At 61.0% G+C, this 10786-nt stretch carries 12 protein-coding genes; 2 read left to right on the top strand and 10 right to left on the bottom strand.

Annotated features, from left to right (window positions below):
• The 7 genes from ACE3OH_RS00390 to ACE3OH_RS00360 all read right to left on the bottom strand — a co-directional run.
• The coding region (locus tag ACE3OH_RS00390) for a dihydrodipicolinate synthase family protein (RefSeq protein WP_374347053.1) at positions 1–369 on the bottom strand (369 nt) is incomplete at its 3' end.
• A 183-nt stretch (positions 370–552) separates the two neighbouring features.
• Complete coding sequence (locus ACE3OH_RS00385) at positions 553–1215, bottom strand: glycerophosphodiester phosphodiesterase (protein WP_374347051.1); 663 nt, start codon at positions 1213–1215, stop codon at positions 553–555.
• Between the two features lie 128 nt (positions 1216–1343).
• A complete protein-coding gene (locus ACE3OH_RS00380; RefSeq protein ID WP_374347049.1) occupies positions 1344–2444 on the bottom strand; it encodes an extracellular solute-binding protein in 1101 nt (366 codons plus the stop codon).
• Between the two features lie 160 nt (positions 2445–2604).
• Entirely contained in the window at positions 2605–3363 is a 759-nt protein-coding gene (locus ACE3OH_RS00375; RefSeq protein ID WP_374347047.1) for a LytR/AlgR family response regulator transcription factor, read from the bottom strand.
• A 3-nt stretch (positions 3364–3366) separates the two neighbouring features.
• Positions 3367–4692, bottom strand: coding sequence for a sensor histidine kinase (locus ACE3OH_RS00370; RefSeq protein WP_374347045.1), 1326 nt, complete (start codon positions 4690–4692; stop codon positions 3367–3369).
• Between the two features lie 106 nt (positions 4693–4798).
• A complete protein-coding gene (locus tag ACE3OH_RS00365) occupies positions 4799–6022 on the bottom strand; it encodes an esterase/lipase family protein (RefSeq protein WP_374347043.1) in 1224 nt (407 codons plus the stop codon).
• 146 nt (positions 6023–6168) lie between these two features.
• A complete protein-coding gene (locus ACE3OH_RS00360) occupies positions 6169–6849 on the bottom strand; it encodes a hypothetical protein (protein WP_374347041.1) in 681 nt (226 codons plus the stop codon).
• 199 nt (positions 6850–7048) lie between these two features.
• On the opposite strand from ACE3OH_RS00360, the gene ispH reads away from it, so the two are divergent.
• Positions 7049–7978, top strand: coding sequence for a 4-hydroxy-3-methylbut-2-enyl diphosphate reductase (ispH, locus tag ACE3OH_RS00355; RefSeq protein WP_374347039.1), 930 nt, complete (start codon positions 7049–7051; stop codon positions 7976–7978).
• Between the two features lie 37 nt (positions 7979–8015).
• On the opposite strand, the gene ACE3OH_RS00350 is transcribed toward ispH, so the two are convergent.
• Positions 8016–8924, bottom strand: coding sequence for a LysR substrate-binding domain-containing protein (locus ACE3OH_RS00350; protein ID WP_374347034.1), 909 nt, complete (start codon positions 8922–8924; stop codon positions 8016–8018).
• Positions 8925–9052: 128 nt separating this feature from the next.
• On the opposite strand from ACE3OH_RS00350, the gene ACE3OH_RS00345 reads away from it, so the two are divergent.
• Positions 9053–9667 carry an FMN-dependent NADH-azoreductase gene (locus tag ACE3OH_RS00345; protein ID WP_374347032.1) on the top strand — a complete coding sequence of 205 codons (615 nt, stop codon included), beginning with the start codon at positions 9053–9055 and terminating at the stop codon, positions 9665–9667.
• Positions 9668–9714: 47 nt separating this feature from the next.
• Here ACE3OH_RS00345 and ACE3OH_RS00340 read toward each other — a convergent pair whose 3' ends face one another.
• Both ACE3OH_RS00340 and ACE3OH_RS00335 read right to left on the bottom strand, forming a co-directional pair.
• Positions 9715–10176, bottom strand: coding sequence for a cyclic nucleotide-binding domain-containing protein (locus ACE3OH_RS00340; RefSeq protein ID WP_374347030.1), 462 nt, complete (start codon positions 10174–10176; stop codon positions 9715–9717).
• Complete coding sequence (locus ACE3OH_RS00335) at positions 10173–10625, bottom strand: cyclic nucleotide-binding domain-containing protein (RefSeq protein WP_374347028.1); 453 nt, start codon at positions 10623–10625, stop codon at positions 10173–10175. Before ACE3OH_RS00335 ends, ACE3OH_RS00340 begins: the two co-directional genes overlap by 4 nt.
• Between the last annotated feature and the right edge of the window lie 161 nt (positions 10626–10786).

Genomic DNA, 10786 nt, shown 5'->3' with positions numbered 1-10786 from the left:
GGCAATCGCCTTGTAATGGCGATAGATGCCTTCCTGCGTGGGTTTGTTGTAGTACGGCACTACCGACAGCGACATATCGGCGCCGGCGGCCTTTGCCAGGCGCGATAGCTCGATGGCTTCGCTGGTGGAATTGGCGCCGGTACCGGCGATCACCTTGAGGCGCCCCGCTGCGGCTTCCACCGTGGCCTTCACCACCTGGATATGCTCATCGACGTTCAGGGTGGCCGATTCACCGGTGGTACCAACCGCCACGATACCGACCGTGCCAGCTTCGACATGGAACTCGACCAGCTTTTTCAGACTGGCGAAATCGAGGCTGCCGTCCTCGAACATCGGGGTCACCAGGGCGACCAGACTGCCTTTCAACATGTTGTGCATCCGTAAGCGGTGGGATGGAAGACGGCGATTCTAACCGAATCGCCCGCGCGCGGTGTAAGGACAGCGCACGCATTTGCCGGTTCCCTGCCCTGCCATCATGGCTCACGCGGGCAGCCGCCAACGCAGGCGCGCGCAAGCGGCTGATTTCATGCCAGAAAAACCTGCCGTGTTTCCTTACTGCAGCAGGCCCGCGTGGCGCGGGTAGTCGGTGATCAGCGTATGTACGCCGAATTCGCGCATCAATTGATGCTCGTAAGCCGTCTTGGCGCCGTACACCGCATTGCGAAACCCCAGCGCATTGGCCTGGCGCAGCATGTCGGCATCGACGATCTCGCAATCCCATACCAGGGTGCGTATATTGCGATGATCCAGCGCAGCATGCAAAAGACTGTTGAGCGCGGCCGGGCGATGGGCATTGAGGAGGCCGCATTCAGTTGCACTCAAATGTGCGGAGGCCGCCAATACGACATCGTGACGGAACGAGGTGACCAAAAGGCGATGGCTGTCCTCATAGCGGCTCAAGATCGGTAGCGCCAGGCTGGCGGCAGCCGGCGTCTTGATCTCGATATTCCACCAGCACTGCGCAAAGGCATCGAGCGCTTCTTCCAGTGTCGGCACCTCATAGCCGGCCAGCTGCGATAGCTGTTTGCGGGTCAGTGCAGCCACCGGCTCGCCATTTTTGGCGACGCGGTCGTGGAACAAGATGGGCAAGCTATCCGCCGACACCCGTACATCGGTCTCGATGCCTTCAAAGCCGATGGCCAGCGCCGCCTCGAAGGCCGCCATGGTGTTTTCCGGGCACTCAGCGTGATAGCCACGATGCGCAAGCAAATACATGGGGCAGCTCCCTGTTGGCAAGCAGGCAGTGTAGCCGGCGGCGGCAGACTAGGCCAACCGCGTAAGCGCCGCTTGCCATTTCGATTGGCGCAAAAAAGCCGGGCAAGCCCGGCTCGTTCGTTTGCTGCTTACTTGGCGGTCTTGAACTGCTCGAACGCCTTGGTCAGCGCGGCCTGGGTAGGCTGGTCCACTGCAGCGAGCGGTTGCAGCTTGGCCAGCTGATCGGCGGCCAGATAGATCTTGGCGTCGCCGGTCAGGCGCTTGTCGACTAGCGGGGTCGCCTTGGCATTGGGATTGGCATAGTTGACCTTGTTGGAAATACCGGCCACCACCTTGGGATCGAGCACATTGTTGATCCAGGCATAGGCATTGGCGACGTTCTTCGAGTCTTTCGGAATCGCCAGGGCGTCGATCCACAGGATGGTGCCTTTCTCCGGCACGATGTATTCGAGGTTCTGCGGCTTCTTGGCCTGGGCAGCCTTGTCGCGTGCCTGATAGACATCGCCGTTGTAGGACTGGGCTACGCAGACATCGCCATTTGCCAGCAGATCGATCGGCGAGGCATTGAACACGCGGATGTCCTTGCGCACCTTCTTCAAGATATCGAGGTTCGCAGCGATGGCGGCAGACGAGTAATCGTTGGCTTTGCGGCCATTGGCGACATTGACCATGGCAAACAGATTCTTCGGCATATCGATAAAGGAAATGCCGCAGCTCTTGAGCTTGCTGGTGTACTTGGGATTGAACACCAACTCCCAGCTATCGGCCGGCATCGGCTCATTGCCGAGCGCCTTCTTCACCTTGTCGACATTGATGCCGAAAGCCATGGTGCCCCACATATACGGCGTGAGGTACTGGTTGCCCGGGTCTACCGTTTCCAGCTTCTTCAGGAATTCCGGATTCAGATTGGCCAGATTGGGCAGCTTGGACTTGTCGAGCTTGAGGTAAACGCCAGCCTTGATCTGGTTGCCGGCAAAGTCGGCCGAAGGGTAAACCACGTCATAGCCGGACTTGCCGGTCAGCAATTTGGCCTGCAGCACCTCATTGCTGTCGTACATATCGTAATGCACCTTGGTGCCAGTCGCCTTTTCGAAATTGGCGATGGTGTCATCGGCGATATAGTCGTTCCAGTTGTACACATTCAGCGTACCGGCGGCCTGGGCGCTGAAGGCGCAAGCAAGCGAGAGGGCGAGACCGATCAGCTTCGGCGAGGGACGGCGTTGAGTCATGGCGTAAATTGCTCCAAAAGAGTCTGCAAACCGGAAGGCACTCACCCGGTAGTGCCCCCTGAACCAGTGCCGAAGCGGTTTTTCGGCGGGCCGTATTAGACCATGCGAAGCACGGGCCGGTCGCGCAAATTTTATTCGCACTGTCGCAATACACGCAGCCCTACATGGTCTTGAAGCGCCAGGCATAGCCTTGACTGACCTTGAGCTTTTCATCGCGGCCACGCAATTCCACGGTGATGCGGCCCAACTCGTCACGCCGCGCCCGTGAAATCGCATCGGCGCGCACCACCACGCCACGGTGAATCTGCCAGAAATCCTCCGGATCCAGCCCATTGATCAACTCCTTGAGCGGCTTGCGCACATGAGCCTCGTCTTCCGTGCTCACCACCCTTGTGTACTTTTCATCGGATTCGAAAAACAGGATCTGTTCGACCGGAAACATTTTGATGGTGTCGCCAACGCTGGCGCTGATCCAGCGGATGCGCTCGGCCGCTGGCGCACGCAGACGGCGATCCAGCTCAGCCATCAGCTGCGACAGATCACTGTCGGCGCCAGTAGGCTCGGCGCGGCGACGTTTCAGCCGCGCGATCGCCTGGTCCAACCGCTCTTGGGTAATCGGCTTGAGCAGGTAGTCGATCGCGCCCGCCTCAAAGGCATTGACGGCGTACTGATCATAAGCCGTGGTAAACACGATCTGACAACGCCCCTGCACCGCATGCGCCACATCCATGCCGGATAGGCCAGGCATGCGGATATCGAGAAAGGCGATATCCGGCTGCAAGCGGGTGATGGCCTGCAAGGCCTCTTCGCCATGCTCGCAACCGGCCAGTATCGTTAGCTCCGGCCAGGCTTGCGCCAACATACGGCGCAGCTCATCGCGCGGCAGGTCTTCATCATCAGCAATGATGGCGTTTGGCATAGATCAACTCCTCGAATCCATGAATAAAGGCAGGCGTACTTCGGCGATGACGCCGCCATCGGGGCGGGCCTTTAGGACCAGGCTGGCCTTTTCGCCATAAATCACCCGGAAGCGTTCGCGAATATTGGCAAGGCCGATGCCCGAGCCGGCTGTGGTGCCGCCAAATCCGACACCATCGTCGCTGACGCTGACCACCAGCAAGGCGGCGCTGCCGTCGAACAGGCGCTTCGCGCTCACCGTGATATGGCCTGGTCCTATCTTCGGCTCGATGCCATGCTTGACGGCATTTTCTACCAGGGAAATCAGGGTAAGCGGCGGCAAATGAGCATCATTGACCGAGGCATCCACCTCGAAATCGAATGCCAGCCGTGGAATGCGTGCCCGCATCAAGCCCAGATAAGCGCGAGCGGCATCCACCTGGCTCCCCAGGCGGCCCTGGGTGCTGCCGCCTTCGCTGCGCAGCTGGGGAATGGTGGCGCGCAGATAGGCAACGAGATGATCGATGATCACTACCGCTCGCTCCGGGTCGGACACGACCGCCGAACGCACACCGGCCAGGGTATTGAACAGGAAGTGCGGCTCGATCTGCGCGGCGAGTACCGACAGCTTTAGCTCGGCTTCATTGCGCGCAGCCTGCGCCTTGGCCAGCGCTTGCTGGCGCAAGGCTTCGGCAATGCGCCGACGTTGGCCGAAATAGGCAATCAAGCTCCAGCCGCCGGCAAGCCAGACCTTCAGCGCCCAGGTGATCGCTGCACCTAGGTAATTGCTCCTTGCCTCGGCGGCCAGCTCAGCGCGAGGCGCCAATACCTTGGCCGGCACTGGCGGGCCAACAACATCGGCAGCTTTCGCCGCAGGTGCTTCGGGCGTGATCTTGACCGAGCCACTACCGACCAGCTGGGCGCGCGCATGTCCATCTCCCATCAATCCCAGCTTGAACAGATAGTGAATGGCGTCGCCGGATAGATCGGAAATGGTGAAGCCGATTGCCAATGCCATAACAATGGAAATTGCCTCTTTGCGCGGAGCCAGATGTTGTCGTCTGACCAACACGGCCAGGCCAGGCGCCACAGCGCACAACAAGGCTCCAGCAAGACCCGATGGAATCAGAACAGCCAGCACCGTCTGCACATCGCTGCCCGATGCCACCGCCGCCACGGCAACGATGCACTCCAGTGCAACCATCAGCGCAACCGTAGATAGCGTCCGGTAGCGATACCAGGTAACGCTGAACACCGGGTAATGCCGCGCGCGGCCTAGCCAACCCGCCGCCTCGACAGAGGCCTCCATCGGGATAGGCTGGTCATTCAGAGTAATGGCAGATTGAGTCATGGCGCGCAAAGTCAGGAAAGGCGCCAAGGATAAGATGCGTCAGCCCCTTGGGGGAAGCGTGCGATGGAACGCGCCATTGCCGCTACCAAACTGGCGAATGCTGGTATCAACGCGCCGTGTCGGGCAATGTCGCGTCCAGCCAGCGCGCCAGTTGCGCGAACACCGCTTCGCTGCCAAGCATTGCAAGATGACCGGTTTCGGGAACGACTGCGCAGTGATCGGCAGTAAAGGCCAGCTGACGGGCGCGGTCTTGGTGCCGCCCCAGCGCACTGTCTATCGGTACCAGGCCATCACCAAGCAGACGGCCGGCCAGGCTGGCGTCCCGCTTGCCCAAAGTGGCGGCCAGGGCAAAGCAGGCAATGCCGGCCGGCAAGGGCAGTGAGCTGGGCGCGTCGGCCCCTCTGCCTGGCGCCTCGCCTTGCCAGTCGCTGTCGCGCAGATAACCATGGCGCAAGTCGGTAATGCCAGCGCTGCGCAGCCTGCCAAGACGAGCTAGCGGTGCGGAATAGGGGCTGGCCGCCAGCAGACGGTCCACGACATTGCCGCCACGCTCCAGGGGCGCACCATGGTGGGGCGTGCCGAGAAACACCATCGCGCGCAAGCGGGTCAGCCAGTCCAGATGTGCCTGCTTGGCATGATGACAGGCGCTACGCGCCACCAGCCCGCCCATGCTGTGACCGATAATGACCAATTCGCTCACCGGCTTCGGCCACTGCGCCAGCAAGGCAGCGAGCAGCCGAGCGAAGTCGCGGCCGTTGTGGGAGATATGCCTACCGCTGTTGTAGTGCAGGTAGATATCGATAAAGCCGGCATCTGCCGCCAGGCGCGCTGCCGGCGAGCCGCTCGCATTTGCCCAGTGCCGATCGTTCATGCACAGACCATGAACAAACACCATCAGACGACTATTCGCCTCAGGCCATAGCGCGGAAAGCGCCTCGCGCTGCATTGGCAGAGCCTCGCCCTGGCGGCGAAATTGCATCGATATGGCGAGCGCATTGCCGCTGTGGGCCAGGTGATCGCCAATCACGCCATTGAGAATGGACAGCGCTGCATCACGCTCCGGTGTGGCGCTGCGCTCAAGCTTTGGCAGGCGACGCAATATCTGGGTGAGCAACCCGCCGCTTAGTGAGGTGATGGCACGAATGCTGCGGTACACAAAGCCGGTCAGCCCGCTGCTGGGCCCGGTCAGCATCGGCGCCAGCAAGCCGGGTCGGGCAGCAATATTGCGATGCATGGACTCGACGATATGGCTCACGCCGATAATGCCGTCCACCGCCAGACGGCTGGCGTGGTGCAGGTCCGATACATGCAGGTGCGCGGGTTTTGCCATGGTCTACCACCCATTCGCGAGCGGGCTGGCACAATTGCCAGCGCCAGCATACCCGCTACCAGCCCATCGGGGGCAAACTTGCGCGCTTGCCTGTGGCCGCTGGCGCCTGAACCGCCACGACAATCAGCTCGCATCGGGCTGTACTGCTACTGCTTGCAACTGGCTGCCTTGGCAAAGGTCCCCAGCCAGTCCAGGCGCTGGCTGCCCTGCGGCGTTGCCAGAAACAAGGTCGGTGGCGCAAAAGTTGCCACGCCTGGCGGGTAGAACACATCTGCGCCCAAGCACAGCGCGCCATTCAGGTAACAGCGACCATAAAACGGCTCGCGCAGGCTAGTCACGCCTTGCAAGGGCTCGGAAAAGGCGCTGGCGTATTGGCGCTCGGCCCAGTCAAGCACACAGTCCACATCATTGGGCTGACCAGTGCCGGCAAGCGTGGCACGAGCAGTCTGGCTGCTGCCTTTGATCACCAGCGTCGCAAGCAATTTGCGTGACTGACGCGGACGGAAAGCCACAGCGAGTTCGCAGCTGGCGCCAGGGGCCAAGCTCTGGCCAATACATGAGCTGCCCTTGCCTGGCAGGTAGAACGATTGGGCATCGCCTACCGGGCAATCGGTAGACAAACAGGTGGCGAAGTCGATCAGGATGGTGGCGTCAGCAATGGTCTCGGCAGCGGTGCCGCTGTTTTTGATGCTCAGCTGCTGAATGCTGGTTTGCGCCACCGGCAAGGCGCCGAAGTCAACTGGCGCCGCGGCATTGCCAACGACAAGATCAGCGAAGCTGCCCAGACTGGCCAGTGCAAGAGCAAGAGAGGGTGAGGCTTTGAACATGGTGAAATCCGGCTAGAAGTAGGCGCGAAGCCTGACTTTAGTCGGCTAGCCGTATCGGCGCGCTGGTATTACTGCCACAAACCATCGGCATGCGTGGATTGCTTAAACTATGCAGGGCTGCGCCAGCAGCAATGATTGCCGCCCTCCGCGCAGCTTCCGGTAAAATGCGCGCTCTTTTCACTGCAAGCGGTATTCCACCATGAGCACCATGCAAGTCATCCTCGCCAATCCACGCGGTTTCTGCGCAGGGGTCGATCGGGCCATCGCCATTGTCGAGCGGGCGCTGGAGCGCTTTGGCGCACCGATCTATGTGCGGCATGAGGTGGTGCACAATAAATTCGTGGTGGAAGACCTGAAAAAGAAAGGCGCCATCTTTATCGAAGCGCTCGATGAAGTGCCAGCCGGCGCCACCCTGATTTTTTCGGCGCATGGAGTGCCGCAAGCAGTGCGCCGCGACGCCGAAGCACGCGGACTCACCGTGTTCGATGCCACCTGTCCACTGGTCACCAAGGTGCATCTGGAAGTCAAACGTCTGCGCGAGCAAGGCTTTGAAATCGTCATGGTCGGCCACAAGGGCCATCCGGAAGTCGAGGGCACCATGGGTCAGTCGGACGGCGGCATGTATCTGGTGGAAACGGCCGACGATGCGGCTAGCTTGCAGGTGGCCAACGCGGAAAAGCTTGCCTATGTCACCCAGACCACCTTGAGCGTGGACGATGCGGCTACCGTGGTCAGCGCCCTGAAGCAACACTTCCCGCATATCGTCGGACCGAAGAAGGACGATATTTGCTATGCCACGCAGAATCGCCAGGATGCAGTCAAGAAACTCAGCACCCAGACAGATCTGGTGATCGTGGTCGGCTCCACCAATAGCTCCAATTCCAACCGCCTGCGTGAAGTGGCAGCCAACGCTGGCCTCGATGCCTATCTGGTCGACAATGCCGGTGAATTGCAAGACGCCTGGTTTGTCGGCAAGCGCAATATCGGCGTGACAGCTGGCGCATCGGCGCCTGAAGTACTGGTGCAGGAGGTCATTGCCCGCATCGAAGCGCTGGGCGCGCAGGTGGTGCGTGATATGGACGGCATTGCCGAGGGCATCGTGTTCTCGCTGCCCAAGGGCCTGAGCTAAGGCGGCAAGGAAAGCGGGACTGTAGCTGCGCTTGCAGCTACACCGCCCGCCCCGGCTCGCGTGAATAGGCTTCCACCAGGAAATCGATAAAGGCGCGCATTGCCGGCAACAGGCCGCGGCGATGCGCATACACCGCCTGCAGATTGCCGCCCGATAGCCGCCAATTCGGCAATACCTGCAGCAGCGTGCCTTGGGCCAGCTCATCGGCACACAGCACCCTTGGCAACATGGTCACTCCCAGGCCGGCCACAGCCGCCACCCGGCGCAGGACAAAATCGTCGGCAGCGAGTCGCGGTTCGGCGGCGATATCGGCGACCTCGCCATCAGCATCGAATAGTCGCCAATGCACGCGCCGATCCGCCTCGATCGCCCCGAGCACCGGCAGAGCCTGCAAGTCAGCCGGCGTGGATATGGCTTTACCGGCCAGCAGGCCGGGCGCCGCCACCAGGATGGATTCCGCCGGCCGCAGGCGCCGCGATACCAGGGCCGGATCTTCATCGCCCTCGGCGCGCACCCGTAGCGCCACATCCACCGCCTCTTCAAACAGATCGACGCGCCGATTGACCAGCAGCATTTCCAGCCGTACCTGCGGGTAGCGCGATAGGAACTCAGGCAGAAAGCGCGACAACTCGCCCTGTGCCAAAGCCACCGGACACGAAACGCGCAAGCGACCACGCGGTACCTCGGTCAGGGCCGCAATGGTCTGCTCGGCCGCCTCTGCCTCTTGCAACATCGCCTGGCAATGCTGGTAAAAGCGCCCGCCTACCTCGGTCAACACTAGCTTTCTTGTTGTTCTTTGCAGCAAACGCGCGCCCAGCCTGACTTCCAGCTCGGCTACTCGCCGCGACAACCTTGATTTGGGCAGGCCAAGCAATCTGGCTGCCGCGCTGAAACCGCCCGCCTCCACCACACGTGCAAAGTAGTGCAGATCATTCAGGTCCTGCATGACGACCACTCTTATTGTCCCATGAGTAGAACAATCTATCGCATTTTTGCGGACTAATCAGCTTTTCATCACATCAGTAAGCTTCGTTCATAGCCAATCGCCACTTCGGCACCACTCAGGAGAACATCATGAAAGTATTGCACCTCGACTCCAGCATCCTCGGCGACGCCTCGGCCTCTCGCCAACTCGGCAATGAAGTCGTTGCCGCTCTGCGCAGCCGCCATAGCGGCATCGAGCTGAACTACCGCGATCTCGCAGCCGACAGCATCAGCCACCTGGCCGGCAGTACCTTGGCCGCAAACGGCACCCCGGCCGAATTGCGCACCATCGCCCAGCAGCATGAGGCAGCCTTGTCCGAGCAGGTGCTGAACGAGTTCTTGCAGGCTGATGTGCTGGTAATCGGCGCGCCAATGTATAACTTCGCCATTCCCAGCCAGCTGCGCGCCTGGATCGACCGCATCGTAGTGGCCGGCAAGACTTTCAAATATGGCGCCAACGGCCCGGAAGGCCTGGTGGCCGACAAGCAGGTGTTTATCGTTTCCACAGCTGGCGGCAAGCATGCTGGCTCGCCAAGCGCCGCAGCACATGAGGACTATCTGAAAGCGGTATTGAACTTCGTCGGTATCCGCAGCATTACGGTAATCCACGCCCAGGGCTTGGCCATGGGGGCCGAGACGCGTGATGCAGCGTTTGCCGCTGCGCGGGTACAAATTGCTGCGCTGACCGCTGCCCAAGCGGCTTGAGGCAGATGGCAACCCGAGCCTGCGCGGCATTGCCGGGCAGGACCGGGTTACTGGCCAGCCATGCGCCGGCGCAAGAACTCGCTTTGCTCTTGCAGGTCACGCGCCAGCTGCACCGCAATCATATAGCGCAGCTGGTGGGCGATGGGCGGGGCTTGCTCGACCAGGGAGTCAAACGCTTCCCGGGTCAAGGCGGCGATGGTCACTGCACCTTGTGCCACACAGGTAGCGGCGGCCGGCATATCGTCAATCAGCGATAACAGGCCGAACACTTCGCCATCGCGCAGCTCCCTGACCGCATAGCGCGTTTCGCCCGGTGCATCGGCACGTATCACCCCGACGGTGCCGGACAAGATCATGAACATGGCACCATTGCTCTCGCCCTGGTGGATGAATACATAGCCATCAGGGCAGTCCTCTACCTGCAAGGCTGCCATCAAGGCGTGCAGATGCGTATCGTTGAACGCTTCGAACGCCGGCAGATTCCGCAAAAACGCGTGTAACTCCATCATGCCCCCCATTGCTGGCCGGTAGCCGCAGCCGATACACGCAAACGGGCCGCCAGCAGTTCGATCAGATCAGCAAGCAAGGTACTCGCCAATTGGTCGTTGTCGCGTATCAGCCGGTCAAAATCCTGGTAATGCAGCTTCAAGGCGCGGCAGGGGCTGAGGGTGCGTACGGTCGCCGCCGCAGTCATACTGCCTGACAACACCGACACCTCGCCCAGCCACTCACCGGCGCCCACCTCCCCCAGAGCTACCGAGCGCTCGCCCTCTCCCACCGTTACCGCCAGGCGGCCGCTGAGCACCATAAAGATCGACTCGACCGGCATGCGGTCACGAAACAGGATGCGCTCTGCCGGCAGATCGACCAGGCGAGTAACACGCAGCAATGCATCCACCTGACTGGCCCCCAGCGACTTGGCCAAGCGGGGAAAGGCGTTCATAAACGCTTCTTTCATGATCTGACTCCTGAGCACGGTTCAACATTGCAGCGAATCATGCCGCACAGCGGGTGTCGGTAAGCCGGCGCGATACCGGGACGGCTGCTTGCCTGATGGCAATTGTCGTCAATTATGGTACAGCGCGGCAGTGAATCCAGCCGGAGCGCGCATGCGCAGCC

The organism is Chitinimonas sp. (genome assembly GCF_041904975.1).
Taxonomy (GTDB): domain Bacteria; phylum Pseudomonadota; class Gammaproteobacteria; order Burkholderiales; family Chitinimonadaceae; genus Chitinimonas.
The sequence above is the reverse complement of the archived record's forward strand: the minus strand, read 5'-3'. Positions and strand labels throughout refer to the sequence as shown.

Excerpts from the sequence above, each read along its gene's own strand:
- ACE3OH_RS00365 (WP_374347043.1), bottom strand. The coding sequence starts at position 6,022 with ATGGCAAAACCCGCGCACCTGCATGTATCGGACCTGCACCACGCCAGC.
- ACE3OH_RS00375 (WP_374347047.1), bottom strand. The coding sequence starts at position 3,363 with ATGCCAAACGCCATCATTGCTGATGATGAAGACCTGCCGCGCGATGAG.
- ACE3OH_RS00345 (WP_374347032.1), top strand. The coding sequence starts at position 9,053 with ATGAAAGTATTGCACCTCGACTCCAGCATCCTCGGCGACGCCTCGGCC.
- ispH (WP_374347039.1), top strand. The coding sequence starts at position 7,049 with ATGAGCACCATGCAAGTCATCCTCGCCAATCCACGCGGTTTCTGCGCA.
- ACE3OH_RS00335 (WP_374347028.1), bottom strand. The coding sequence starts at position 10,625 with ATGAAAGAAGCGTTTATGAACGCCTTTCCCCGCTTGGCCAAGTCGCTG.
- ACE3OH_RS00385 (WP_374347051.1), bottom strand. The coding sequence starts at position 1,215 with ATGTATTTGCTTGCGCATCGTGGCTATCACGCTGAGTGCCCGGAAAAC.
- ACE3OH_RS00360 (WP_374347041.1), bottom strand. The coding sequence starts at position 6,849 with ATGTTCAAAGCCTCACCCTCTCTTGCTCTTGCACTGGCCAGTCTGGGC.
- ACE3OH_RS00380 (WP_374347049.1), bottom strand. The coding sequence starts at position 2,444 with ATGACTCAACGCCGTCCCTCGCCGAAGCTGATCGGTCTCGCCCTCTCG.
- ACE3OH_RS00350 (WP_374347034.1), bottom strand. The coding sequence starts at position 8,924 with ATGCAGGACCTGAATGATCTGCACTACTTTGCACGTGTGGTGGAGGCG.
- ACE3OH_RS00340 (WP_374347030.1), bottom strand. The coding sequence starts at position 10,176 with ATGATGGAGTTACACGCGTTTTTGCGGAATCTGCCGGCGTTCGAAGCG.
- ACE3OH_RS00370 (WP_374347045.1), bottom strand. The coding sequence starts at position 4,692 with ATGACTCAATCTGCCATTACTCTGAATGACCAGCCTATCCCGATGGAG.